The organism is Halomonas sp. HMF6819 (assembly GCF_044335525.1).
Taxonomy (GTDB): domain Bacteria; phylum Pseudomonadota; class Gammaproteobacteria; order Pseudomonadales; family Halomonadaceae; genus Vreelandella.
Map to the genome: position 1 here is coordinate 78,917 of NZ_JBIQVY010000007.1, position 26,502 is coordinate 105,418.

The following is a 26,502-nucleotide window of genomic DNA, read 5'->3' on the forward strand; positions in this document are numbered from 1 at the left end:
CCCACGTTTTCCAGTGGCTCAAACGCCGAGTACCTCGATCAGCCGGCTTCGAAGCTGCTGCTGGCGCGCCGGGTCGGTGAGCGGCTCGCCGGCCTTAGTGGTGATGAAGAACACGTCCTCGACCCGCTCGCCGAGCGTGGCGATCTTCGCCGTCGAGAGCGCAATGTCCTGCTCCATGAAAATACGCCCGACGCGGGCCAGAAGCCCCGGGCGGTCGGGGGCGGTCAGCTCTAAGAGCGTGCGCTCGTTGGCCGGGTCCTGCTCGATCAGCACTTCGGTCGGCACCTTGAAGTGCTTGAGCTGGCGCGGCGTGTGGCGCGTGACGATCTGCGGATAGTCGTCCGGGTCGTCGAGCTCCTCGACCAGGTGGCTGCGCATCTCCTCGATGGCGCCGGGCTCACGAATCGGCTGGCCGTGGCTGTCGAGCACGATGAAGGTGTTGAGCGTCCAGTCGTTATGGGAGGTGGCGATGCGCGCGTCGTGGATCGAAAGCCCCAACTGCTCCATCGCCGCGGCGGTGGCGGCGAACAGATCGTCCACCGAACGGGTGTGGATGAAGACCTTGGTACCGCCTTCGGCCATGTCCTCGGTCGGCGCGCTGATCAGCACCAGCGGAAGCTTCGAGCCCTCGTGGGCGAGAATGCCCTGGGCCTGCCAGACGATTTCGCTCGGCGCGTACTGCAAAAAGTAGTCCTCGCCCAGCGTTTCCCAAAGGGTGTCGATGCGTGCGCTCTCCACGCCTACGTTGGAGAGCAGCGAGCGCGCCTCCAAACGGGTTTCGCGAATCCAGTCGTCGCGGTCCGGCGGGTTCTTGAGCCCGCGGCGCAGCGCACGTTTGGTCTCGGCGTGGAGCTGGCGCAAAAGCGACGCCCGCCAGCCGTTCCAGAGCGTCGGGTTGGTGGCGTTGATGTCCGCCACGGTAAGCACGTACAGGTAGTCGAGCCGGGTCTCGTCGCGCACCGCTAGGGCGAAATCGCGAATCACGTCCGGGTCGCTGATATCGCGCTTTTGTGCGGTCATCGACATTAGAAGGTGGTGCTCGACCAGCCACCTCACCAGGTTGGTGTCGTGGGGCGAAACGTGATGGCGCTGACAAAAATGCTCGACGTCGACAGCGCCGATTTCGGAGTGATCGCCGCCACGGCCCTTGCCGATATCGTGGAAAAGCCCGGCGATCCAGAGAAGGTCGAGCTTGGGTAGCTGATGAATCAGCGTGGCCGCCACCGGGAAGTCCGCCTTGGCGTCGGGTTTGCGAAAGCCGTGAAGAAACTTCAAAAGTCGCAGGGTGTGGGCGTCGACGGTGTAGATGTGAAACAGGTCGTGCTGCATCAGGCCCACCGCACGGCCAAACTCCGGCAGGTACTTGCCCAGAATCCCGTAGCGGTTCATGCGCCTAAGCTGGCGCGGTACGTTGCCGGGTGCGCGAATGATCGCCATGAACAGGCGCTGATGGTGCGGGTCTTCGCGGTAGTGGTCGTCGATCTGGTGGCGGTGGTCGCGAATCAGGCGAATGGTGTCGGCGCGCACGCCTTCGATGTGCTCGTGTTTGGCCATCAGAAGAAACAGCTCGAGCATTGCGTCGGGATGGTCGCGAAAGAGCGTTCTCGAGCGCGCCTGGATGTAGCCGCCCCGCGTCTCGAAGCGCTCGTTGAGCGTGACCGTTTCGAGCACCTCCTTGCCGCGCAGGATCACCTCGTCGAAGTGCTGCAGCAGCATGTCATTGAGCCCGGCCAGCGCCGTCACGTGGCGATAGTAGCGCTTCATGAACTGCTCGACGGCCAAACGCTCTGGGGTATCCTTGAAGCCGAACATTTCGGCGATGGTGCGCTGATGGTCGAACAAAAGCCGGTCTTCGGCGCGATCCGTGATCATGTGCAGCGCATAGCGCACCTGCCACAAAAAGGCCTGCCCCTGGCTCAGGATTCGAAGCTCGGCATCGTTCATGAAGCCGTTAGCGACGATGTCGGCGTACTGCTCGGTATCGAAGTGGCGCTTGGCCACCCAGCCGATCATCTGGATGTCGCGAAGCCCGCCCGGCGAGCTCTTTAAATTCGGCTCCAGGTGATACTCGGAGTTGTTGTAGCGGTAGTGGCGGCTGATCTGCTCTTGCCACTTGGCCTCGAAAAAGCGATCCGCCGGCCACAGATTCTCCGGCGCCAGGCGCTCGCGCATTTTCTGCCTTAACTGCTCGGGGCCAGCGATCAGGCGCGACTCGAGCAGGTTGGTGATCACCGTGACGTCCTCGGCCGCCTCGCGCTCGCAGTCGCTTAACGAGCGCACGCTGTGGCCGATCTCAAGGCCGATGTCCCAAAGGAAGGTGATAAAGGCGGTGAGCGGCTCGCGGTAGGCGCTGTCGTCGTCGTGCTCGAGCAGCAGCAGTAGATCGACGTCGGAGTGCGGGTGCAGCTCGCCGCGCCCGTACCCACCGACGGCGATCAGCGCGATGCCATCGTCCGGCCACTCGAAGCGCTCCCAGGCGATGGCCAGCAGCTGATCCAGGTACCAGGCGCGCCCGCGTACCAGGTCGCGAATGTCGGCGCCTGCACGAAAGCGCTCGTCCAGGCGCGCCTGCAGTTCCTTTAGAGCGGCCTTGAAGGGCGCGATCGGCGAGCGTGTACCGGCAAGCTCGGTGCGAAACGCTGCCAGGTCGAAAAGCGTCGCGTCCGGCTCGAACCGGTGGTGGTGGAGGAGCATCAGTTGAGGAAGCTAAGGTCTTCGTCGCTGCGCGCGGTCAGCACGTCAACGCCGTTTTCGGTAACCAGCAGCGTGTGCTCCCACTGAGCGGAAAGGCTCTTGTCCTTGGTCACCGCGGTCCAGCCGTCGCGCAGCACCTTGGTCTTGTAGCTACCGACGTTGATCATCGGTTCGATGGTGAAGCACATGCCGGGTTTGAGTGCGATGTCAGCGGAAGGCGCGTAGCCATCGTAGTGGAGAAACTGCGGGTCTTCATGGAAACCGGCGCCGATGCCGTGGCCGCAGAAGTCGCGCACCACCGAGTAGCCGTTCGCTTCGGCGTGCTTTTGGATCGCGCGGGCAAGCTCTGACAGATGAACGCCGGGCTTGACCAGCGCCATGCTCTTGTAAAGACACTCCTGGGTCACGCGGCAAAGGCGCTCGCCCTGAATGGTGTCGCCGATGATGAACATCATGCTGGAGTCGCCGTGGTAGCCGTCCGGCGTTTTCACGGTGATGTCCAGGTTCATGATGTCGCCGTTTTTGAGCGTCTTGTCGAAGTCCGGAATGCCGTGACACACCACGTGGTTGATCGAGGTGCAGGTCGCGTGACTGAAACCGTGGTAGTTCAAGGGCGCCGGTGTCGAGCCCAGCTCGTCGACGATATACGCATGACAGCGCTTGTCGATCTCGCCGGTAGAGGCGCCGGCGACGACATAAGGGGTGATCATCTCGAGCACGCTGGCGGCCTGGCGGCCGGCTTCGCGCATTTTTTCGATTTCTTCCGCGGTCTTGATAGGAACGTTCATGACTTCTCGATATGGCGGGTTGGGTCGGTAATGCACGCGGCGCGCGCAAACCCCGAAGGGCGACTTCATCTTGGCAATGATATATGGTATAAAGCCGCGCGCTTTCCTGCAATCGCCATCCCGCAATCGCCTTTTTCGGCGCGCGGCGCGGCGACCATGCCGGTCGGCGTCAATACAGAGTCTGCGGCGTTGCCGCAAGGCTAATACAGCAAGCCTTGAAAACACACATGCACCGGCACATGGTCCCGGGTGCCGTTAGCCTCTTAAGGCGCTTTTAGAGCGCTGAGACTATCGGTCGGATCCATGGGGTGCGTGGAGGCCTAACCCGAGTTTCAGGAGTTCTACCATGGCTCACGTCAACATGCGTGATCTGCTTAAAGCAGGCGCTCACTTCGGTCACCAGACCAAATACTGGAACCCGAAGATGAGCAAGTTCATCTTCGGCGCGCGCAACAAGATCCACATCATCAACCTCGAGCACACCCTGCCGGCGCTGAACGAAGCGATCGACGTGGTCGAGAAGATGGCGGCGTCCAACAACAAGATTTTGTTCGTTGGCACCAAGCGCAGCGCCAGCAAGGTCATCAAAGAAGAAGCCAATCGCGTCAACCAGCCGTTCGTCAACCATCGCTGGTTGGGCGGCATGCTGACCAACTTCAAGACCATTCGTCAGTCCATCAAGCGTCTGCGCGAGCTTGAGACCATGCACGAAGATGGCACGTTCGCGAAGCTGACCAAGAAAGAAGTTCTGATGGCCACGCGCGAGCAGGAGAAGCTCGAGCGCTCCATCGGCGGTATCAAGAACATGGGCGGCCTGCCGGACGCGCTGTTCGTGATCGACGTTGATCATGAGCGCATCGCGATCAACGAAGCCAATAAGCTGGGTATCCCGGTCATTGGCGTGGTCGACACCAACTCCAACCCCGATGGCGTGGATTACGTCATTCCGGGTAACGACGACTCCATCCGCGCGATCCAGATCTACGTGAAGGCGATTGCCGACGCGTGTGGCCGTGCTAAAGAAGGTCGTCCGGATGAGTTCGTTGAAGTAACCGACGAGCAGGCTTCCGCCGAAACTGACGCTGCGGCCGAGTAACACGGCTACGGTGGATGCGGCGGGCAGTTGAGCCGCATCGCGTGAAGGGGGCTTTGGCCCCCTTTTTCCCGCTTGGCGGGCCGATTACGCCGGGCTCCTGCGCCGGCATACGCACTACAAACGATTGCCTGTTGGATCAGGCAGTGACATAAAGCGGTCAACACGCCTTGTGTATACTTTGTAGCGCGTCCAACTCTCAAGAATCCTTTCAGAGGTGAATTTCTCATGGCAGCTATCAGCGCCTCTCAGGTTAAAGAACTGCGCGAACGTACCGGTCTTGGCATGATGGAGTGCAAAAAAGCACTCACCGAAACCGGTGGCGATATCGACGTGGCCATCGAGAACCTGCGTAAAAACTCGGGTCTTAAAGCCGCGAAGAAAGCCGACCGTGTCGCCGCCGAAGGTGCCGTGGTTACCCGCGTCGCCGACGACGGCAGCTACGGCGTAATGGTCGAGATCAACTCCGAGACCGACTTCGTTTCGCGTGACGACAATTTCATCAGCTTCGCCAAGACAGTGGCCGACGCTTTCTTCGCCGCTAAAAGCGAAGACGTAGCCGCGGTCACCGCAGGCGAAATCGAAACCGCACGCGAGCAGCTGGTTCAGAAAATTGGCGAGAACATCGGCGTGCGTCGTGCCGTTGTGGTCAACGCCGTTGAAGGCGGTCTGGTGGGCGAATACGTCCACGGCGGCCGTATCGGCGTGCTGACCGTGCTGACCGGCGGTAACAGCGAAACCGCGAAAGACGTTGCCATGCACGTGGCGGCGATCAACCCGAGTGTTTCTCACCCGGAAGATATGCCCCAAGCAGAGCTTGACGAAGAAAAAGCGATCATCCTGGCCCAGCCCGATATGGCCGGCAAGCCCGAGCAGATCGCCGAGAAGATGGTTCAAGGCCGCCTGAAGAAGTACCTGGCCGAGAACAGCCTGACGCAGCAGCCCTTCGTCAAGGACCCCAACCAGACCGTTGCCGAGTTCGTGAAGGCCGCCGGTGGTGAAGTGGTCAGCTTTACGCGCTTTGAAGTAGGCGAGGGCATCGAGAAAGAAGAAGTCGACTTCGCCAAAGAGGTTATGGAACAGGCTGGCCGTCGCTAAGGTCAGAGGTTCCAGTTCGATGATGGCGTGCGCGCAAGCGCACGCCATCGTGTATCCGGCCCTTACGTTTGGCGGGGTTCGCCCTCGCTCGATGCTCTGGTCGGCTGCCCACCCTTGCCTTCCACTCAGGAGAGATGCCCATGTCACGTGATGTTCAAGACGCCAGCCCCATCGCCGGCAAAATGGACAAGTCGAAGTCCAAGTACAAGCGGATTCTTTTGAAGCTCTCTGGTGAGGCGCTGATGGGGGAGCACGATTTCGGGATTGACCCGGCGGTGCTGGATCGCATGGCGCTGGAAATCGGCCAACTGGTCGGCATCGGCGTACAGGTCGGTATCGTAATCGGGGGCGGCAACCTGTTTCGCGGTGCGGCACTCAACGAAGCGGGCATGGATCGAGTCACCGGCGATCACATGGGAATGCTGGCAACGGTAATGAACGCGCTCGCCATGCGCGACGCGCTGGAGCGCTCCAATATTCGCTCCAGAGTGATGTCAGCGATTCCCATGAGCGGCGTAGTCGAGCACTACGACCGCCGTACGGCGATCCGTTATCTGACCTCGGGGGACGTGGTGCTCTTCTCCGCCGGCACCGGCAACCCGTTTTTCACCACCGACTCCGCGGCGTGTCTGCGTGGCATCGAAGTCGATGTTGACGTGGTCATTAAAGCCACCAAGGTGGACGGTGTGTACAATAAGGACCCAGTCAAGTATCCGGACGCGGTCAAGTACGACCAGCTCACCTACGACGACGCGCTGGAGCAAAAACTCGGCGTCATGGATTTGACCGCTATCTGCCTGGTACGGGACCATGACATGCCGGTACGGGTATTTGACATGAACAAGCCTGGCGCCCTGCTCAATCTTGTCGTAGGGGGCAAGGAAGGCACGCTGATAGACAGAGGATAAACACGTGATTAACGACATCAAGAAAGATGCCGAAACGCGCATGAAGAAAAGCGTCGACGCGCTGCACACCAACTTCAACAAGATCCGTACCGGGCGCGCGCACCCGAGCATCCTGGATGCGGTCACCGTGGACTACTACGGCGGCCAGGTGCCGCTCAACCAGGTGGCGTCGGTCAACGTGGAAGACGCACGGACCTTGACCGTTACGCCCTGGGAGCAGCCCATGGTGCCGAAGATCGAAAAAGCGATCATGACCGCGGATCTGGGTCTTAACCCATCAAGCGCTGGCAATGTGATTCGCGTGCCGATGCCGATGCTGACCGAAGACACGCGCAAGAACTACATCAAGCAGGCTCGCGCCGAGGCGGAAACCGCACGTGTTGCCATCCGCAACGTGCGCCGCGATGCCAACGGTGATTTCAAGTCGCTTTTGAAGGACAAGGAGATTACCGAGGACGATCAGCGCCAGGGCGAAGACGAGATCCAGAAGCTGACCGACAAGTACATCGCCGAAATCGACAAGGCGCTGACGGCCAAGGAACAGGACCTGATGCAGGTCTAGTCTTGTCTTTTTATAACGCTCGGGCATTAGTGTGCCCGGGCGACGGTATGGCTCATTTATGACTGAACGTTGGTGCAAGACCCCATGACGTCTCCGCAGTTTCCGACTCAGGCGCCAAGCGCTGCCACGCCTTCTCATGCCGGCGGGGCGATCCCCTTGCACATCGCCATCATCATGGACGGTAACAATCGCTGGGCGCGTGCGCGGGGGCTTTCCGGCATTCGCGGCCACCGTGCCGGCGTCGAGGCGGTGCGTGCGGTCATCCAACGCGCCGCCGAGCGCGGCGTGAAGACATTAAGCCTGTTCGCCTTTTCCAGCGAGAACTGGAAGCGCCCGGCCGCCGAGGTCAACGCGCTGATGGAGCTTTTTTTGATGGCGCTCAAGCGCGAAGTCAAAAAGCTTCACGAGCGCAATATTCGCCTCTCGGTGATCGGTGAGCAGCAGGGCTTCTCTAACGCCATTCAAAAACATATCCAGCGCGCCGAGTCGCTGACCGCCGACAATACCGGTATGCACCTGGTGATCGCCGCCAACTACGGCGGCCACTGGGACATCGCCCGCGCCAGCCGCGCGCTTGCCGAGCAGGTCGCGGCAGGCACGCTCGACCCAGCGGATATCGACGAGACGCGCCTCGACCAGGCGATGAACACCGGCGACGTGCCGCCGGTAGATCTGTGTATTCGCACCAGCGGCGAACAGCGGCTCTCCAATTTCCTGCTCTGGCAGCTGGCCTACGCCGAGCTCTACTTCTCCCCCCTGTTTTGGCCGGACTTCGGTGCCCAGGCGTTCGATGACGCCTTGAACGAGTTTTGTTCCCGGCGCCGACGCTTTGGCATGACGGACGAACAAATAGAGGCGCATGGTGCTTAGACAGCGGATCATTACCGCAGCCTGGTTGGCCCCGTTAACGCTGATCGGTCTGTTTGGACTCAAAGGCGGCGCCTTTGCCCTGTTCACCGCAGTGATCGTGCTGCTGGGGGCATGGGAGTGGACCAATCTGGCCGGCGTCTCCCGTGGCGCGCAGCGCCTCAAATGGGTTGCGCTCATGGCGCTGTTCATGGCGGCGATGTGGGTCGGTGACTTCGCTTACTCGAGCTGGCCCTTGTGGCTTGCCGCGATCGGCTGGGCGGTCAACTTCTACTGGGTGGCGAACTATCCGGAAAAGCGCCAGCAGTGGCACGGCCGCGCCGAGCGTCTGGCCATCGGTCTTTGGGTGCTGTTGACCTGCTGGGTGGGCTTCAACGTGCTGCGCGAAAGCGGTGGCGTCTGGCTTTTGTTCGTGCTGCTGCTGGTCTGGAGCGCCGACATCGGCGCCTACTTCGCCGGTCGGCGCTTTGGCAAGCGCAAGCTCGCCCCACGAGTAAGCCCGGCCAAGTCCTGGGAGGGCGTGTATGGCGCGCTGGTCGCCACGTTTTTGCTGGCGGTCGGCTTTGCCTTCTGGCAGCCGATGGGCGTGGCCGGCGGCGTCACGCTGGTCGCGATAACCGCGCTGGTCACCTTGGTCTCGGTGCTGGGTGATCTGTTCGAGAGCATGCTCAAGCGCTTTCGCGACATCAAGGATTCGAGCAACCTGCTGCCGGGTCACGGCGGCGTGCTCGACCGTGTCGACAGCCTGACCGCGGCGATTCCGGTGTTCGCGCTGTTCTATTCTGAAGTGCTCAGCGTTCAGGTGGCCGCACTATGACGCCGCCCGCGTTACAGCGCGTCACCGTGTTGGGCTCGACCGGCTCGATCGGCAAGAGCACGCTCGATGTCATTGCTCGCCACCCGGAGCGCTACCGGGTGTTCGCGTTGGCCGCCCACACCTCGAAAGAGGCGCTGTTCGAGCAGTGCCAAGCGCATCACCCGGACGTGGCGGTACTGGACGGCGCTGATGACGCTGCCTGGCTTGCCCGGGCGCTCGAAGACGCGGGTCTTGCCACCCAAGTGAGCTTCGGCGTTGAGGCGCTGTGCGCCGTTGCCAGAGACGAGCGCGTAGATACCGTGATGGCGGCGATCGTCGGGGCGGCCGGGCTCATGCCGGCGCTGGCCGCCGCCGAGGCGGGCAAGCGGATACTGCTTGCCAACAAGGAGGCGCTGGTGATGAGCGGGGCGCTGTTCATGGACGCCGTCGCGCGCTCCAACGCCACACTGCTGCCCATCGACTCCGAACACAACGCCATCTACCAGTGCCTGCCGGCCGAGCATCGCGGTGGGCTTGCGCGCCACGGGGTTCGAAAGCTTCTGCTCACCGCCTCCGGCGGGCCGTTTCGCCAGTGGAGCGCGGCGGACATTGACGCCGCCACGCCGGAGCAGGCCTGCGCGCACCCGAACTGGTCGATGGGGCGCAAGATTTCCGTGGATAGCGCCACGCTGATGAACAAGGGCCTGGAGCTGATCGAGGCGTGCTGGCTGTTCGACGCCCAGCCGGATCAAATTCAGGTGGTGGTGCATCCGCAGAGCGTGATTCACTCCATGGTCGCGTATGATGATGGCTCGGTGATCGCTCAGCTTGGCAACCCGGACATGCGCACGCCGATCGCTTACGGGCTGGCTTGGCCTGAGCGAATCGACTCCGGCGTCGAGACGCTGGATCTTTTTCAGATCGCGCGGCTCGATTTTGAAGCGCCAGACGAGTCGCGCTTTCCCTGTCTGCGCCTAGCGCGGGAGGCGATGCAGCAGGGCGGGGCGGCGCCGGCGATTTTGAACGCCGCCAACGAAGTGGCGGTAGAGGCGTTTTTAAATGGCCAACTGCGCTTTGGCGGCATTGCCGAGGTAGTGGCCGGCGTCGTCCAGGCCCCGCACGCGCACCGTGCGGATAGCGTCGAGGCGATTCTGGCCGCCGATCAGTGGGCGCGGGAGCAGGCAAACGCGCTGCTCGATACCGCGCGTTCCAGCGAGAACCAGGCCGGCGGGTAAGCGACCGAAAGGAGGCGCGCGTGGGGCTATTACAGAACGTGTTGGCGGTCATCGTCGTGTTGGGGCTTTTGGTCACCTTCCACGAATTCGGCCACTTCTGGGTCGCCAGGCGCTGCGGCGTGAAGGTGCTGCGCTTCTCGGTGGGCTTTGGTAAACCCTTCTGGTCGAAGACCGACCGCCACGGCACCGAGTTCGCCGTGGCGGCGATACCGCTGGGCGGCTACGTCAAGATGCTCGATGAGCGCGAAGCGCCCGTGCCTGAGGAGCAGCTCGATCAGGCCTTCAATCGTAAAAGCGTATGGGCGCGCATTGCCATCGTCGCTGCCGGGCCGATCGCCAATTTCCTGCTGGCGCTGATCGTCTACTGGGCGCTGTTCGTCGCCGGCACCACCACCGTGACTCCGCTGATCGGCAACGTCGCCCAGGACTCGCCGGCGTATGAGGCGGGCCTGCCGGAAGGCGCCGAGATTACCGCCATTCAGGCGGATCCCATGCGCTCCTGGGAGGAGATCAATCTAAAGCTCGTGTCGCTGATCGGTTACAGCGGCGAGCTCGCCTTTAGTGCGCGGGAAAGCGCATCGAGCCCCGCGCGCACCTATTTACTGCCGGTGGAGAACTACCTTGCCCGCCAGGACCCACCCCGGCCGCTGCACAGCCTGGGCCTCACCCCTTGGCGACCGCCGGTGCCCGCGGTGCTCGGCCAGGTGCTCGACGATGGCGCCGCCGCTGGCGCTGGTCTCGAGCCCGGCGACCGGATTCTGGCGGTCAACGATACGCCGGTCGAGGATTGGATGGCGTTCGTCGGCATCATTCGTGAGAGCGCAGGCCAGCCGCTGACGGTGCGCATCGAGCGCGGCGGCGAGCCGTCGACGCTGTCGCTGACCCCGGAAAGCAAACCACTGGAGAACGGCGCCGAGGTTGGGTACATTGGCGCAGGGGTCGAGCAGGTCGACTGGCCCGAAGAGCTGACGCGCGAGATCCGTTTTGGGCCGATCGAAGCGGTGGGCCAGGCGTTTTCGCGCACCGGTGAAATGATCGTTTTGACCGTCGATGCGATCCGCAAGATGCTGGTGGGGCTCATTTCACCCTCCAATCTCTCGGGGCCCATCACGATCGCCCAGATTTCTGGTGACTCCGCCCGGGCGGGAATGGAAGCGTTCGTCGGCTTTTTAGCGTACCTTTCCATCAGTCTCGGCGTTTTGAACCTGCTGCCGATTCCGGTGCTCGATGGCGGGCACCTGCTTTATTATTTTATCGAGATCGTGCGGGGTCGCCCGGTTTCAGAACAAACCCAGGCAATGGGGCTGCGTATCGGGCTCGCCATGGTAGGGACGCTGATGGTCATGGCGCTCTACTTCGATCTGATGCGCCTTTGGTAATGACGCGTGTAGCGCGTGGGATGCCTTGTCATCCGCCTGCACAAATGTATATGGTGCCTGTTTAACAACCGGCAGACCAACGCGAGCGAACTGACTGCATGAAAATCAAGACCCTTGGAATGGCGGCACTTCTGCTGGCGGCGTCCAGCAGCGCCCAGGCACAATCCTTTGACGTTTCGGACATTCGTGTGGAAGGGCTGCAGCGGGTATCCGCCGCCTCGGTCTTCAATGCCTTTCCCGTCAGCGCCAACGACCGCGTCAGCGAGCAGGAGCTGGCCGCCGCGGCGCGCAACCTGTTCGCCACCGGCCTGTTCGAAGACGTCTCGCTCGTTCGCGAAGGCGACGTGCTGGTCATCCAGGTCGTCGAACGCCCGACCATCGCGCGGCTGAATATCACCGGCAACAGTGAAATCGCCGACGATGATCTACGCCGCGGCCTGCGTCAGTCCGGCCTTTCCGAGGGTCAGGTGCTGCAGCTCTCTACCCTCGAGGAGATTCAGCGCGAACTCGAAGGCGTCTATCAGTCTCAGGGGCGCTACAACGCCTCCATTCGCACTGACGTTCAGGAGATCGACACGGGCCGCGTGCAGGTCAATATCAACGTCGAGGAAGGCGATGTGGCGACCATTCGTCAGATCAACATCGTCGGCAACGAGGACTTCGATGATGACACGCTGCGCAGCGTTTTCGAACTCGAAGACCGCCCTGGGCGCTTTTTCGGCTGGTTCTCCAACGACGAGTATTCGCGCGAGGCGCTGGCCGGTGATATCGAGCGGCTGCGCTCGTTCTACCTCGACCGCGGTTACGTTAACTTCGACGTGACCTCCACCCAGGTGTCGATCGGCCCGCAGCAGTCCGATATCTACATCACCCTGAATGTGGACGAGGGCGAGCAGTTTCGCGTCGGCGATATTCGTTTTGCCGGCGATCTCCAAATCAGTGAAAGCGAAGCGCGCCAGCTTCTGGAAGTGCAAAGCGGCGACGTCTTCTCCCGCGCCGACGTCAACGCCTCCACCGAGGCGCTACGAAGCCGCTTGGGCGCCGAAGGCTTCGCTTTCGCCGAGGTGCGCGGCGTGCCGGAGCCGACCGGCAGCGGCGACACCGTTGATCTGGTGATCGCCGTCGACCCGGGCCAGCGCGCCTACGTTCGCCGGATCGAGTTTTACGGTAACACCACCACCCAGGACGAAGTGCTGCGCCGTGAGATGACCCAGATGGAAGGCGCACCGGCCTCCACAGAATCTATCACCCAGTCGCGCCAACGCCTCGAGCGCTTGGGCTTTTTCAGCCAAGTGGAAGTGGACACCCAGCCGGTCCCTGGTCAGCCGGATCTGCTGGACGTGACCTACAACGTCGAAGAGCAGCCCTCGGGCTCGGTGTCGGCGAGCGTCGGTTTCTCGCAAAGCGCCGGTATCATCTACGGCGTGGGTCTTGCCCAGAACAACTTCCTCGGTACCGGTAACCGCGTCAACGTGGGCGCCCAGCGAAGCGACACCTTCACCAGCGTCAACTTCGCCTTCACCGACCCCTACTGGACGCTGGACGGCATCTCGCGCGGCTATAACGTGTTTTATCGCGAAACCGACTACGCCGACTCGGACATCTCGACGTTCTCCACCGACGCCTATGGCGCGGGTATCAACTTCGGCTATCCGGTTAGCGAACTTTCAAGGCTCAACTTCGGCGCCAGCGTCGAGGATCTGACGATCAAGACCTACTTCGATACCGCCTCGGAAATCCGTCGCTACGTCGAGGATCAGGGCGAAGACGCGCAGAGTCTCAAGCTCACCGCCAGCTGGACGCGCAATAACCTGAACCGCGGCATCATGCCAACTGCCGGCAGCTACCAGCGCCTGTCGCTGGAAGCCGGTGTGCCGGGCAGCGACGCTCAGTACTACAAGGCCCGCGCTCGCGCCCAGCAGCTCTTCCCGATCAACGAGGAAGAGACCTGGGCACTGAAGTTCACCGGTAATCTCGGCTATGCCGATACTCTGGGCACCGATGACCCGTTCCCGTTCTACGAAAACTTCTACTCCGGTGGTCTTGGTTCGGTGCGCGGTTACACCTCCAACACCCTGGGGCAGCGTACCACCCCGGCCCGCGAAGGCGGCCGCGACCGTACGCTTGGCGGTAACGTATTGGTCGAAGGCAGCGCCGAGGTACTCTTCCCGCTGCCCTTCGTCGAAGATCAGCGCTCGATCCAGACATCGCTGTTCTTCGATGCGGGTAACACCTTCCTCGATTCCTGCTACGACGTGCTGGACGAAGATGCCGGCCGTCAGCGCTGCAGTTCCGGCGTAGACTTGGGTGATCTGCGCTACAGCGCGGGTATCGGTCTTTCCTGGCTGACGCCGGTGGGCCCGTTGACCTTTAGCGTGGCCGAGCCGCTCAATGATGAAAGCGGCGACGATACGCAGTTCTTCCAGTTCTCGTTGGGACAAACGTTCTAATACGGTCGTCGGCCGCCGGGAGAGCCCCTGCGGTTTGGCGCGGGCCAGCTTAAGAAAGGAGTGAGTATGCGTAAATTGACGGCCGCCGCGTGTCTTTTCGGGGTCATGGCACTACCGGCCTATGGTGCCGAAGTCGCGGTACTCGACTGGCGCGCTGCGTTGATGAACACCCAGTCTGCGCAAACCTCGCTGAGCCAGCTGGAAGACCAAATCGGCAGCCAGCAGCGTGAAGCCCAGGCGCTGGGTAACGAACTTCAGCAGCTTCAGCAGCGTCTGCAAAACGAGGGCGAGACCATGGGTCAGGCCCAGCGCGATGCGCTGATCAGCGAACTTCAGCAGAAGGGCAGCCGCTTCGAACAGCTTCGCCGCGAGGTGCTCCAGGCCCAGCAAAACTCCGAACAGCAGTTTTTGCAAAGCGCCGAGGCCAAGCTCGAGCAGGCGGTCGAGCAGGTACTGGCGCGGCGCAACATCGACGTGCTGGTCGAGCCTCAGGGCGTCCTGCACTCCTCGACGGATCTGCCGAACGTCACCAACGAAGTCACGCAGATTTTCGACTCACTCTAAACCAAACGATGGGGGTGCGGCGTGGCCGCACCCGCGCACTTGTGGGCTCTCATGACGCACGCTTCTCACACCATCACGCTGGCCGATATCGCCCGCCACTTGGATATCGACGTCGACGGCGACGCCGATCAGCCCATTCGAGGGCTGGCGACGCTCAAGGAGGCCGAGCCCGATCAGATCGCCTTTTTGGCCAATCGCGCCTACCTCAAGGATTTAGCCAGCACCCGCGCCGCAGCGGTGCTGCTCCACCCGGAGCACGGCAAAAACTGCCCCGTGCCCCGGCTCGAAACGCAAAACCCGTATCTCGCTTACGCCAAAGTTTCCCAGCTTTTCGACCCGCTCGTTGCCCGTGACGTGCCCGGCATTCATGCAACCGCGGTCGTTGCCGATGACGTGGTGCTCGGCGAGGGCGTATCGATTCAGGCCAACGCCGTGATCGAGCCCGGCGTGACGCTGGGTGACCGGGTCGTCATAGGCGCCGGCAGCGTCGTCGGCGCGGACAGCGCGATCGGCGAGGGTAGTCGGCTGCACGCCAACGTCACGGTTTGCCACGCCAGCGTGATCGGCAAGCGGGTGATTCTGCAAAGCGGCTGCGTGATCGGCGGCGACGGCTTTGGGTTTGCCCACGACGGCGCCGGCTGGCACAAGATCGCCCAGCTCGGTGGGGTCGTGCTGGGCGACGACGTCGAAGTCGGCAGCTGCTCGAGTATCGACCGCGGGGCGCTGGGCGACACGCTGATCGGCAATGACGTCAAGATCGACAGTCAGGTCCAGATTGCCCACAACGTCATCATCGGCGATCACAGCGCGCTGGCGGGCTGTGTCGGTATCGCCGGCTCCACCCGGGTAGGCAAGCACTGCATGCTGGGCGGCGGGGTCGGGCTCTCCGGGCACCTCACTATCTGCGACGGCGTGCAGGTCACCGGCATGAGCCTTGTGACCAACTCCATCACCGAGCCTGGCGTCTACTCCTCGGGCACCGGCGCGATGAACAACACCCAGTGGCGCAAAAACGCCGTGCGTTTCAAACAGCTCGACGAGATCGCCAAGCGGTTGAACAAGCTGGAGAAAAATTACCGAAGTGAGTAAGGCGTCAGGTTAACGATGCCAAGCGGTGGTTCTTTACCCGGGTGCAGGGGTATAATTTTGCACCTTTTGCCGGCGGGAGTACCGGCCTTTACCTGATGCGCAGTCGGGTTTTTTGTCTTTTTCGAGGTCGTCACGATGGTTATGGATATCAACGAAATTCGCGAGTACTTGCCCCACCGCTACCCGTTTTTGCTGGTGGATCGAGTCACGCAGTTGACTGTGGGCGAATCCATCGTCGCGTTCAAGAACGTCAGCATCAACGAGCCCTTCTTCAACGGCCACTTCCCTCATCACCCCATCATGCCTGGCGTGCTGGTGATCGAGGCGCTGGCCCAAGCTTGCGGTATTCTAGGCTTCAAGACCGTCAACAAGCGACCCGCTGACGGCTACGTGTATTATCTCGTCGGTAGCGATAACGTGCGTTTCAAACGCCCGGTCATGCCCGGCGACCAGCTTCGCCTAGAGGCGAATGTGATTCGCGGCAAGCGCGGCATCTGGAAATTCGCCTGCCAGGGCACCGTGGATGGAGAGCTCGCCTGCGAGGCGGAAATCATCTGTGCCGAGAGGAAGGTCACTTGATACATCCTACCGCACTGGTCGACCCGGCCGCCCGCCTGGCCGATGACGTCGAGGTCGGCGCGTTCACGGTGATTGGCTCGGACGTCGAGATCGGGGAGGGCTCCGTCATCGGCCCCCACGTAGTGATCAAGGGGCCAACGGTGCTTGGCAAGCGCACGCGCATCTTCCAGTTCGCCTCCGTAGGTGAGGAGTGCCAGGACAAGAAGTACGCCGGTGAACCCACGCGCCTGGTGATGGGCGATGACAACGTCGTGCGCGAAGGTGTGACTCTTCACCGCGGCACCGTGCAGGATCGCAGTGAAACCACCATCGGTTCGCGCAACCTGTTCATGGCCTATGTCCACGTTGGCCATGACTGCGTGATTGGCGACGACTGCATCCTCGCCAATCAGGTGACCCTGGCCGGCCACGTCACCGTTGGCAACCACGCGATTCTCGGTGGGCTCTCGGCGGTGCATCAGTTCTGCCACTTCGGCGACTACGCCATGGCCGGCGGCGGCTCGATCATCACCAAGGACACGCCGTCCTACATGATGATCAACGGCAACCCCGCCGAGGCGCGCGGACTCAACCTGGTGGGGCTCAAGCGCCGCGGCTTTAGCCGCGAGGCGATCAGCGCGCTCACCGCCTCCTACAAGCTGGTGTATCGCCAAGGGCTGACCGTTGAGCAGGCGCTCGAAGAGATGCGCAGCCGCTTCGATCTGGCGGAAGTCACCCACTTTGCCGACTCGATCGAGCGCTCCACCCGCGGCATCGTTCGCTAGCCCTCATTTAAAAAGCGCGGCCGGCTCGGCCGGCGCGCTTTGTTCAACGCCACAGGAAGATCGAGCATGACGCTTGCGCGCGTATACCTCGTCGCCGGCGAGCTCTCCGGCGATCAGCTGGGCGCCGGCCTGATGCGCGCGCTGCGTGCCCGCCATCCCGGCATCGAATTTCGCGGTATCGGCGGGCCCAACATGCAGCGCGAAGGCCTTGCGAGCCGCTTTCCGCTGGAAACGCTCTCGGTGATGGGGCTGGTCGAGGTGCTCAAGCATCTGCCCGAGCTCATCCGGGTGCGCCGCACGCTGTTCGAGGAGGCACTCGCTTGGCAGCCGGACGTCATGATCGGTATCGACGCGCCGGATTTCAATACGGGGCTCGAGCTCAAGCTGCGCCAGGCAGGCATTAAAACTGCTCACTACGTCAGCCCCTCGGTCTGGGCCTGGCGGCAAGGACGGGTGAAGAAGATCGCCCGCGCCGTGGATGCCATGCTGACGTTTTTGCCTTTTGAAGCCGATTTCTACGCGCGCCATCGGGTGCCCGTTGCCTTCGTCGGCCACCCGCTGGCCGACGAAATGCCGCTGGTCAACGACCGTATCGCGGCAAAAAAGGCCCTCGGTCTGCCACCGGATGCCCCAATACTGGCGGTGCTGCCGGGCTCGCGGGCCAACGAGATCCGCTTTATGGGCGCGACGTTCATGGAGGCCATCGCCACACTCTGCGCGCGCCATGAAGCGCTCTCTGTGGTGATTCCCGCCGCCACCGAGGCGCGCTTTGACGAGCTCACTTTGCTTTTGGCGAGCTACCCGGCGCTGGAAGGTCGGGTGACGCTATGCCTGGGCGGCGCTCGCGAGGCGATGGTGGCAAGCGACGCGGTGCTTTTGACCTCCGGCACCGCCGCGCTGGAAGCGATGCTTTGCCACCGGGCGATGCTGGTGGCTTACAAAATGGCCCCGGCGACCCACTGGCTCGCCAAAAAGCTGGTCAAGACGCGCTGGATCTCGCTGCCCAACCTGATCGCTCAGGAAGGCCTGGTGACTGAGCTCATTCAGGACGAGGCCACAAGCGAGGCGATCGTCGCAAGGCTCGATGCGCTGTTGAGCGACGCCCCCGGCCGCCAGGCGCTGGAAGCGCGCTTTGCGCAGATGCACGCGGCGCTTCAGCGCGGCGCCAGCGAGCGCGCGGCGCGCGTGATCGAAGCCGTTGTTAAAGGCGTGGCCCTGCCCGATACCGACGAGGAGACTCATGGCTAAAACGTCTAGTGCCGATCATCCGCCGCTCGTCATTCCCTACGCCGGCACGCTGCTGGCCGGCGTGGACGAGGTCGGGCGCGGGCCGCTGGTGGGCAGCGTCGTCGCCGCGGCGGCGATCCTCGACCCGGCTCGGCCGATCGAGGGGCTGGGGGATTCCAAGACCCTCAGCGCCAAAAAGCGCGAGGCGTTGGATGTGCTCATCCGCGAGCGCGCGCTTTCGTTTTGTATCGCCGAGTCGAGCCCGGCGGAAATCGATCAACTCAATATTTTTCACGCCACGCACCTGGCCATGCGCCGGGCGATTGACGGACTCGCCCCACAGGCACAGTATCTGCTGGTGGACGGCAACCGTTTGCCCGGTCACGCGCTTCCCGGCCAGGCGGTGGTGAAGGGCGATGCCCGCCACGCGGCCATCGCCGCGGCGTCGATTCTCGCCAAGGTGGCCCGCGACGCTCAAATGCTCACCCTCGACGCGCGCTACCCGCAGTACGGCTTCGCCCGTCACAAGGGCTACCCGACCAAAGAGCATCTTGCGGCGCTCGCCGAGCACGGGCCGCTTTTCGAGCATCGACAAAGCTTTGGGCCGGTCAGGCGCCAGCAGGCGCCGGCCTAAGCACATTCATCTATTTAGCGGTGAACCTCTTATGACGTCTCCTTTCGTTCACCTTCGGGTGCACAGCGAATACTCCCTGGTCGACGGCCTGGTGAAGCTCAAGTCGCTGGTCAGCACGACCTCTGATCGCAACATGCCGGCGCTGGCGCTGACCGACGAGACGAACTTGTTCGGGCTGGTGAAGTTCTACAAGGCCGCCCAAGGGGCGGGGCTGAAGCCGATCATCGGCAGTGACCTGTGGCTCGCCAACCCGCACGACGAGGCGCACCCGTACCGCATTACGCTGTTGGCGATGAACGACGTCGGCTATCGCAATCTCACCGAGCTGATCTCGAAGGGTTGGAGCGACGGCCAGCGCCAGGGCCGCGCGATTCTCGACAAGCGCTGGGTACTCGCGCAGAGCGAAGGGCTGATCGCGCTCTCCGGCGGCCGCGAAGGCGATATCGGTCGCCACCTTCTGAGCGATCACGAGCGCGAGGCGCGGGCGCTGCTCGACGAGTGGCAGAGCGCCTTCCCCAATCGTTTCTATCTCGAACTCATCCGCACCGGGCGCTCGCTGGAAGAGGCCTGTGTTCACGCAAGCGTTAAGCTTGCCGTCGAGACCGGTACGCCGGTGGTGGCGACCAACGACGTGCGCTTTCTGGAGCGCGACGACTTCTGGGCGCACGAGACGCGGGTCGCCATTGGCGAGGGCAAGGCGCTCGACGACCCCCGCCGCGAGCGCCGCTATACCGAGGAGCAGTATCTAAAAAGCCCGGAAGAGATGGCCGAGCTCTTCTCGGATATTCCCGAGGCGCTCGAAAATAGCGTCATGATCGCAAGGCGCTGTAGCGTCAACGTGCGCTTGGGCGAAATATTTCTGCCCGAGTTCGGCATTCCCGAGGGCATGACCCAAGACGAGTTCTTCAGAAAGGTCTCCCACGACGGGCTGACCGAGCGCCTCGACTTTCTGTTTCCCGTCGACCGCTACCCGCGCGACAGCGACGAGTACAAGGAGATCGACGCGCGCTACCGCGAGCGGTTGGAGTTCGAGCTCAACGTCATCATCCAGATGGGCTTTCCCGGCTACTTTTTGATCGTGATGGACTTCATCCAGTGGGCCAAGGACAACGACGTGCCGGTCGGCCCGGGGCGAGGCTCCGGTGCGGGGTCGCTCGTGGCCTACGCGCAGAAGATCACCGATCTCGACCCCATCGGCTACGACCTGCTGTTCGAGCGCTTTCTGAACCCGGAGCGGGTATCGATGCCCGACTTCGACGTCGACTTCTGCATGGAGAAGCGCGACCGGGTGATCGAGTACGTGGCGGACCGCTACGGGCGTAACGCGGTGTCGCAGATCGTCACCTTCGGCACCATGGCCGCCAAGGCGGTAGTGCGCGATGTCGCCCGTGCCCAAGGCCGCCCCTATTCGCTTGGTGACAAGCTCTCCAAGCTCATTCCGTTCGAAGTAGGCATGACGCTTGGCAAGGCGATCGAGCAGGAGCCGGCGCTCAAGGAGTTCATCGACACCGACGAGGAAGCCGAAGAGATCTGGGAGATGGCGCTCAAGCTCGAGGGCACCACCCGCGGCACCGGCAAGCACGCCGGCGGCGTGGTCATCGCCCCGACAAAGCTCACCGACTTCTCGCCGCTTCTGTGCGACGAGGACGGCTCGGGGCTGGTCGTCCAGTTCGACAAGAACGACATCGAAGAGGCGGGGCTGGTCAAGTTCGACTTTTTGGGCCTGCGGACGCTGACGATCATCGACTGGGCGCTGGAGATGGTCGACAAGGTGCGCGATGCCGCAGGCCAGGGGCCGCTCAATATCGACGCCATCCCGCTCGATGACGGCAAAACTTATGAGATGTTGAAGCGCGCCGAGACCACGGCGGTGTTCCAGCTCGAATCCCGCGGCATGAAGGAGCTGATCAAGCGCCTGCTGCCGGATTCGCTCGACGACATGATCGCCCTGGTGGCGCTTTTCCGCCCGGGGCCGCTGCAGTCCGGGATGGTGGATGACTTCATCAACCGTAAGCACGGCCGCGCCGAAGTCTCTTATCCACACCCGGATTACCAGCACGAGCTGTTGAAACCGGTGCTTTCGCCCACCTACGGCATCATCCTGTACCAGGAGCAGGTCATGCAGATCGCCCAGGTGATGGCGGGTTACAGCCTTGGCCAGGCCGACATGCTGCGCCGGGCGATGGGCAAGAAAAAACCCGAGGAGATGGCCAAGCAGCGCGCCGGCTTCATGGATGGGTGCGCGGCCAACGGCATCGACAAGGACTTGGCGGGCAACATCTTCGACCTGGTGGAGAAGTTCGCCGGCTACGGCTTCAACAAGTCGCACTCGGCGGCCTACGCGCTGGTCTCTTACCAGACCGCCTGGCTCAAGGCGCACTACCCGGGCCCGTTCATGGCCGCGGTGATGTCCACCGAAATGGACAACCTCGACAAGGTGGTGCCGCTGATCGAGGAGTGCCGCAACTTGAAGCTCACCGTGACGCCGCCGGACGTCAACGTGGGCGGCTACAAGTTCACCGTCGATGTAGAGGCCCGCGTGGTATACGGGCTCGGAGCGATCCGCGGGGTGGGCGAGGGCCCGATCGGCGCGATCGTTGCCGCGCGCGAGGAGGGCGGGGCGTTTAAGGATCTGTTCGACTTTTGCCGGCGCATCGACCCCAAACGAATGAACAAGCGCACCCTCGAGGCGCTGATTCGCTCAGGGGCACTTGATAACCTTGGCCCCAACCGGGCGGTGCTGTTCGCCGCCATGGAAGACGCGCTCAAGGCGGCGGCGCAGAGCCACGCCAACCAGAACCTGGGGATGCTCGACATGTTCGGCGACGCCTTCGCCCCGGCCGAGGAGGAAGAGGCGTCTGATGTTTACGCCGAGTACCGCCACGCCCGGGAGTGGTCGGATCGTGAGCGCCTGGCCGGCGAGAAGGATACCCTCGGGCTCTACCTCACCGGCCACCCGATCGACGAGTACGAGCGCGAGCTCAAGCGCTTCGTTTCCACGCGCATCAGCGAGCTCAAGCCCTCCTGGGAGCCCCAGCGTGTCGCGGGGCTGGTGGTCGCCATGCGCACCATGAAGTCCAAGCGCGGCGACACCATGGCCTTCGTGACCCTCGATGATCGTACCGGGCGCATCGAGGCCTCGATTTTTGGTGAGCTTTTCGAGCAGCTTCGAGGCCAGAGCCTCGACGGGCAGGTGCTGATCGTCGAAGGCGACGTCTCCAGCGATGACTTCTCCGGCGGGCTCAAGCTTCGCGGCAAGGAGGTCACACCGATGGTAGCGGCCAGGCTCAAGTACGGCCAGGGCGTGGAGATCGCGCTGGACGCGAGTAAAATCAACGGCCGGCTGGTCGAAAGCCTGCGCGACTGTTTGAGCCCGTATCGCGACGAGACCGGGCTTCCGGTGCATCTTCACTACCGCCATGATGAGGCCACCGGGTGGCTGGCGCTCGATCAAAGCTGGAGCGTGACGCCCAGCGACGACCTGCTGCAGACGCTTCGCGACGTCGAAGGCCAAGTCGGTATTCAGCTGCGCTACCGGTAACGTTTGGCGCGCGCGCCTTGCGCGCGCCGGTTAGGGTGCGATAATGCACGTTTAACGATATTTTCATCACACCATTTTCACTCAAGCTTCTTTTCACAGGACGCTTACAGGCAGAGCCGATGAATCCCAACTATCTCGATTTTGAACAGCCCATAGCAGAGCTTCAGGCGAAAATTGAGGAGCTGCGCTTGGTAAGCTCCGACAACCAGGTCAATTTGTCCGACGAAATTACCCGGCTCGAAGAGAAAAGCCGCAAGCTGACCGAGTCGATCTTCAAGGATTTGACGCCCTGGCAGGTGTCGCAGATTTCGCGCCATCCGCAGCGCCCCTATCCGCTGGACTACTTCGAGTCGATTTTCACCGACTTCGACGAGCTTCACGGCGATCGCAACTTCGCCGATGATCCCGCGCTGGTCGGCGGCGTGGCGCGTCTCAACGACGCCCCGGTAATGGTGATCGGCCATCAAAAAGGGCGCGACGTGAAAGAGAAGGTGCGCCGCAACTTCGGCATGCCGCGCCCGGAAGGCTACCGCAAGGCGTGCCGACTGATGGAGATGGCCGAGCGCTTCAAGATGCCGGTGCTGACCTTCATCGACACCCCCGGCGCCTACCCCGGCATCGACGCCGAGGAGCGCGGGCAATCCGAGGCGATCGCCTATAACCTGGCGGTGATGTCGCGCCTTAAAACGCCGATCATCTCCACGGTGGTGGGCGAGGGTGGCTCCGGCGGGGCGCTGGCGATCGGCGTATGCGACGAGCTGCACATGCTGCAGTACTCCACCTACTCGGTGATCTCGCCGGAAGGCTGCGCCTCGATTCTCTGGAAAAGCGCCGAGAAGGCCTCCGAGGCCGCTCAGGCCATGGGCATTACCGCCGAGCGCCTGAAAGAGCTCGGTTTCGTCGACGAGCTGATCAAGGAGCCGCTGGGCGGCGCCCATCGCCACCCGGTCACCACCGCCGAGCGCATCAAACAGGCGCTGGGCGAGAGCCTGGAGCGCTTGGAGCGCATGGATACCGATTCGCTGTTGGAGCGCCGTTACGAGCGCCTCATGAGCTATGGCGCCCCGGCCGCCTGAGCCGCTTACCCCGCTTGAACGGCTGTTGAACGACGCCCTGGCGCACACCGCGCCGGGGCGCTCTGTTTGGGTGGCGCTCTCCGGCGGGCTCGATTCCACGCTGCTGCTCACCCTGGCTGCCGGCGTATGCCAGCGCGCCGGGCGTCCGCTTGCGGCGCTACACGTCAACCACGGTCTGCAGGCCGCCGCCGGGGATTTCGAGTCGCACTGCCGCACGCTCTGCACCTCGCTCGGCGTGGCTTTAGAGGTGGGCCGTGTGGACGTCACGCTCAACGGCGAGGGTCTGGAGGCCGCCGCCCGTAACGCCCGCTACCAGGCGTTCGACGCCTTTGTACCGAAAGGCGATACGCTCTGGCTCGCCCAGCACCAAAACGATCAGGCCGAAACCTTTTTGCTCGGCGCGCTCAGAGGCAGCGGCGTACGGGGGCTGGCGGGCATGCCTGAAAGGCGTCAGTGGCGGGGCCGTACGCTGGTGCGCCCTTGGCTCGACCGGCCGCGCGCCGAGCTCGAAGCCGCCGCTAGAGCGCACGCGCTTGATTGGTGCGACGACCCGACCAACGACGATCTTGCGCTTGCGCGTAACCGGCTTCGCCACCGCGTGCTGCCGGCGCTGGGCGCGAGTGGGCCCAGGATGCTGGCGCGCAGCGCGCGGCTTGCCGGCGAGGCCGACGCGCTGCTTTACGAGTACGCCGCAGAGGATCTCAAGGCGCTTTACCGCGGGCCGGGCTGTCTCGAGGTCGACGGGCTTCGCGCGCACTCTCCCGCCCGCCAGCGGCTGTTGATCCGCACGCTGTGCCAGACGCTCGAACTTCCCACGCCGCCGGCAGCGCGTTTAGAGAGTCTGCTCGAGCAGCTCGGCGCCGACGACGATGCCCGGGTTCACATCCGTTGGCCCGGGGCCGAGGCGCGGCGCTGGCGCGGCGGGCTCTATCTGATGGCACCGTGCCAGGCGCTGCCGGCATGGCAAACGAGCTGGAACGGTGAGGAGGCCATCGCCACGCCGCTGGGACCCCTTCGGATTAGTCTGTGCCCGGCGCGGCGGGTGACGCTGCGCTTTCGCCAGGGCGGCGAGGTGATCGACCTGGCCAAGCGCGGGCGGCGCGATCTCAAGCGTTTGTTGCAGGAGGCGGGGTTGCCGCCCTGGCAGCGTGGCGGCGTGATCGTGGTGATAGAGGCAGAGCGCTGTCTGGCGGCACTCGACGGGCCTGAGCGAGTAATGTTTCAGGCCCGCGATGTCACGGTGACCGCACTAGATGAGTTTTAGCGAGAAGCCAGCGGCCTGAAGCGCGGCCTGCTCCTGCTCTAAATCGGTACTCAAAAGGGTGGGTTCGTCGCTTGCCGGCAGCGTCACGGTGAGCGTCTGCTCGCTGGCGGTGATGGTCGGCGTGGCCGGGGGCTCTTCCGGGCGCGAGTGGTTGAGCAGCACCGCCAGGCGCAAAAGGCGCGCGAGCTTCGTGCAGGCGTCGCGCTGCGCTGCGGGCAGCGACTGCCACTCCTTGATGGGAAACTTGCGCCGGTGGGCGCGAACGAGCTGCGCCAGAAGCTGCTGCTCCGGACGCGAAAAGCCGGCCAGATCCGAGTGCTCGAGCAAATACGCGCCGTGGCGATGAAACTGGCTGTGGGAGATCGCAAGGCCGATCTCGTGCACCAGGCACGCCCACTCCAGAAAATGGCCCTGCTCCGGGGTGAGCCGCCAGGCGCGGCTGACCTGTTCGAACAGCGCCCGCGCGGTGTGGGCCACGTTATCGGCCTGGCGCAGGTCGACATCATAGATATGCTGCAGGTTGGCCAGCGTGCTGGCGCGAATGTCCTCGGCGGTGTTGCGCCCGGCCATGTCGAACAGCACACCCTCGCGCAGCGCGCCGTCGGCGAAGCGCATCTCCTTGAGGTCAAACGCTTCAAAAATCGCGCTCAGGATCGCGATGCCAGCGGGGAAGACCCGGGCGCGATCCTCCTTGAGGCCATCGAGCGCGACCTTATCCAGATGCTTGCACTTGATCAGCCGCTCGCGTAGCTTCTTGAGCCCCGCGCGGGTGATCATGCCCTCCTGAGGCGTATCGCCGTAGGCGTGGAGCACGCTGGCGGCGGCCTTGATGGTGCCGCTCGAGCCGACCGGATCAACCCAGCCGAGCTTTTGATAGGGGCGCTGAATGTTGGCAAGCTCGGAAAGTGCCGCGAGCTCCGCCCGGCGCATGCGCTTCTCGCTTAGCTCGCCGTCGGGAAAGTAGCGGCTCGTGTAGGTCACACAGCCCATGCGCAGGCTTTCGAGTGCCTTGGGCTCGAAATCTTCGCCGATGATCAGCTCGGTGGAGCCGCCGCCGATATCGACGATCAGCCGGCGACCGTTTTCCGCCAGCGCGTGGGCCGCGCCCAGGTAGATAAGCCGCGCCTCTTCGCGCCCGGCGATGATCTCGATGGCGTGGCCGAGCTGCGCTTCGGCCTGGTCGATGAAGTCCTGGCTGTTGTGGGCGTCGCGCAGTGCGTTGGTGCCGACGATACGCAGGTTGGCGGCGTCGATATCGCTAAGAAAAGGGGCAAAGCGGGCCAGACACTCGAGCGCGCGCTGCATGGCTGCCTCTTCGAGATAGCCGCTATCGTCGAGCCCCGCCGCCAGCTGCACCTTTTCGCCCAGCCGCGCGACCACCTGAAGACGCTCGTTGACGTAGTTGGCCACCAGCAGGTGGAAGCTGTTCGAGCCAAGATCGATGGCGGCGAGCCGGGTTGGCTGCGAGCTCTCAACGGCGGGGGCGGCGTCGGGCTCGGCGAGCGAGGTGTCCTTTAACATGAGCGTTCCTTCCTATGGGCTAAGGCAAGGTTGCGTCGCCGGCCAGCCGTTGTCAATTGCCCGGGGCTTGCGTTTAGGCCGGCGCTTGACTACCATCGAGCTACTGGCCTGCTCCCGGCTGGCCTGTCGATCTCGACGCGTTGATCCAAACGCACGGCGAATCGACAGGAGTGACTCGACAGGCGTCGCCTCACGTCCACCCGGAAACTTCCAACTGGCCTGATTTCCAAGTCGTCAGAACCCGTTGATCGCGCCCACTCCTTGAGCGGATCACAAAGCAGCTTCCACGAACCTTCGAGTCAAGCAGCCCCTGCGCTATAAAGCCGGGTTTGCCGCCGTTTGACTTGTCTAGCGGGACCTGAACGCACCACTG

Annotated in this window: 21 protein-coding genes; 18 read left to right on the forward strand and 3 right to left on the reverse strand. The window is 63.1% G+C overall.

Going from position 1 to position 26,502, the window contains the following annotated elements; translation table 11 throughout:
• Window positions 1-18 precede the first annotated feature (18 nt).
• Together ACGLWX_RS16635 and map are read right to left on the reverse strand one after the other, a co-directional pair.
• The gene (locus ACGLWX_RS16635; RefSeq protein ID WP_396241393.1) at window positions 19-2,694 is read right to left on the reverse strand and encodes a [protein-PII] uridylyltransferase; all 2,676 of its coding nucleotides are present in this window, start codon (window positions 2,692-2,694) and stop codon (window positions 19-21) included.
• Complete coding sequence (gene map, locus ACGLWX_RS16640; protein ID WP_396241395.1) at window positions 2,694-3,482, reverse strand: type I methionyl aminopeptidase; 789 nt, start codon at window positions 3,480-3,482, stop codon at window positions 2,694-2,696. Before map ends, ACGLWX_RS16635 begins: the two co-directional genes overlap by 1 nt.
• Before the next feature lie 346 nt (window positions 3,483-3,828).
• Between map and rpsB the strand changes: the two genes are divergently transcribed.
• From rpsB to tilS, 18 genes are all read left to right on the forward strand, one after another.
• A complete protein-coding gene (gene rpsB, locus ACGLWX_RS16645; protein WP_252109505.1) occupies window positions 3,829-4,578 on the forward strand; it encodes a 30S ribosomal protein S2 in 750 nt (249 codons plus the stop codon).
• Window positions 4,579-4,803: 225 nt separating this feature from the next.
• Window positions 4,804-5,673: a translation elongation factor Ts gene (tsf, locus tag ACGLWX_RS16650; RefSeq protein ID WP_252109506.1), complete on the forward strand. Its 870-nt coding sequence runs from the start codon at window positions 4,804-4,806 to the stop codon at window positions 5,671-5,673.
• A gap of 140 nt (window positions 5,674-5,813) precedes the next feature.
• Window positions 5,814-6,581 carry a UMP kinase gene (gene pyrH / locus ACGLWX_RS16655; RefSeq protein WP_252109507.1) on the forward strand — a complete coding sequence of 256 codons (768 nt, stop codon included), beginning with the start codon at window positions 5,814-5,816 and terminating at the stop codon, window positions 6,579-6,581.
• A 4-nt stretch (window positions 6,582-6,585) separates the two neighbouring features.
• Window positions 6,586-7,143, forward strand: a complete 558-nt coding sequence (gene frr / locus ACGLWX_RS16660) for a ribosome recycling factor (RefSeq protein ID WP_252109508.1) — start codon at window positions 6,586-6,588, stop codon at window positions 7,141-7,143.
• A gap of 84 nt (window positions 7,144-7,227) precedes the next feature.
• Window positions 7,228-8,013, forward strand: coding sequence for a polyprenyl diphosphate synthase (gene uppS / locus ACGLWX_RS16665; protein WP_252109509.1), 786 nt, complete (start codon window positions 7,228-7,230; stop codon window positions 8,011-8,013).
• Window positions 8,006-8,827: a phosphatidate cytidylyltransferase gene (locus tag ACGLWX_RS16670; RefSeq protein WP_396241485.1), complete on the forward strand. Its 822-nt coding sequence runs from the start codon at window positions 8,006-8,008 to the stop codon at window positions 8,825-8,827. The genes uppS and ACGLWX_RS16670 overlap by 8 nt, the downstream gene beginning before the upstream one ends.
• Window positions 8,824-10,041, forward strand: a complete 1,218-nt coding sequence (gene ispC, locus ACGLWX_RS16675; RefSeq protein WP_396241397.1) for a 1-deoxy-D-xylulose-5-phosphate reductoisomerase — start codon at window positions 8,824-8,826, stop codon at window positions 10,039-10,041. The genes ACGLWX_RS16670 and ispC overlap by 4 nt, the downstream gene beginning before the upstream one ends.
• 20 nt (window positions 10,042-10,061) lie before the next feature.
• Complete coding sequence (gene rseP, locus ACGLWX_RS16680) at window positions 10,062-11,420, forward strand: RIP metalloprotease RseP (RefSeq protein WP_396241399.1); 1,359 nt, start codon at window positions 10,062-10,064, stop codon at window positions 11,418-11,420.
• Window positions 11,421-11,518: 98 nt separating this feature from the next.
• Window positions 11,519-13,870: an outer membrane protein assembly factor BamA gene (bamA, locus tag ACGLWX_RS16685; RefSeq protein WP_396241401.1), complete on the forward strand. Its 2,352-nt coding sequence runs from the start codon at window positions 11,519-11,521 to the stop codon at window positions 13,868-13,870.
• 66 nt (window positions 13,871-13,936) lie between these two features.
• Entirely contained in the window at window positions 13,937-14,434 is a 498-nt protein-coding gene (locus ACGLWX_RS16690) for an OmpH family outer membrane protein (protein ID WP_396241403.1), read from the forward strand.
• A gap of 51 nt (window positions 14,435-14,485) precedes the next feature.
• The gene (gene lpxD, locus ACGLWX_RS16695) at window positions 14,486-15,523 is read left to right on the forward strand and encodes a UDP-3-O-(3-hydroxymyristoyl)glucosamine N-acyltransferase (RefSeq protein WP_396241405.1); all 1,038 of its coding nucleotides are present in this window, start codon (window positions 14,486-14,488) and stop codon (window positions 15,521-15,523) included.
• A 135-nt stretch (window positions 15,524-15,658) separates the two neighbouring features.
• Window positions 15,659-16,102 carry a 3-hydroxyacyl-ACP dehydratase FabZ gene (gene fabZ / locus ACGLWX_RS16700; RefSeq protein WP_252109514.1) on the forward strand — a complete coding sequence of 148 codons (444 nt, stop codon included), beginning with the start codon at window positions 15,659-15,661 and terminating at the stop codon, window positions 16,100-16,102.
• Window positions 16,099-16,866: an acyl-ACP--UDP-N-acetylglucosamine O-acyltransferase gene (gene lpxA, locus ACGLWX_RS16705; RefSeq protein WP_252109515.1), complete on the forward strand. Its 768-nt coding sequence runs from the start codon at window positions 16,099-16,101 to the stop codon at window positions 16,864-16,866. Before fabZ ends, lpxA begins: the two co-directional genes overlap by 4 nt.
• A gap of 66 nt (window positions 16,867-16,932) precedes the next feature.
• The gene (lpxB, locus tag ACGLWX_RS16710) at window positions 16,933-18,114 is read left to right on the forward strand and encodes a lipid-A-disaccharide synthase (protein WP_396241407.1); all 1,182 of its coding nucleotides are present in this window, start codon (window positions 16,933-16,935) and stop codon (window positions 18,112-18,114) included.
• Window positions 18,107-18,727: a ribonuclease HII gene (gene rnhB, locus ACGLWX_RS16715; protein ID WP_396241409.1), complete on the forward strand. Its 621-nt coding sequence runs from the start codon at window positions 18,107-18,109 to the stop codon at window positions 18,725-18,727. Before lpxB ends, rnhB begins: the two co-directional genes overlap by 8 nt.
• A 31-nt stretch (window positions 18,728-18,758) precedes the next feature.
• A complete protein-coding gene (gene dnaE, locus ACGLWX_RS16720; protein ID WP_252109518.1) occupies window positions 18,759-22,268 on the forward strand; it encodes a DNA polymerase III subunit alpha in 3,510 nt (1,169 codons plus the stop codon).
• A gap of 119 nt (window positions 22,269-22,387) precedes the next feature.
• Window positions 22,388-23,344, forward strand: coding sequence for an acetyl-CoA carboxylase carboxyltransferase subunit alpha (locus ACGLWX_RS16725; RefSeq protein WP_252109519.1), 957 nt, complete (start codon window positions 22,388-22,390; stop codon window positions 23,342-23,344).
• Window positions 23,325-24,608: a tRNA lysidine(34) synthetase TilS gene (tilS, locus tag ACGLWX_RS16730; protein WP_396241411.1), complete on the forward strand. Its 1,284-nt coding sequence runs from the start codon at window positions 23,325-23,327 to the stop codon at window positions 24,606-24,608. Before ACGLWX_RS16725 ends, tilS begins: the two co-directional genes overlap by 20 nt.
• On the opposite strand, the gene ppx is transcribed toward tilS, so the two are convergent.
• Window positions 24,594-26,129: an exopolyphosphatase gene (gene ppx / locus ACGLWX_RS16735; RefSeq protein WP_396241413.1), complete on the reverse strand. Its 1,536-nt coding sequence runs from the start codon at window positions 26,127-26,129 to the stop codon at window positions 24,594-24,596. The two genes, tilS and ppx, sit on opposite strands and share 15 nt — an antisense overlap.
• Between the last annotated feature and the right edge of the window lie 373 nt (window positions 26,130-26,502).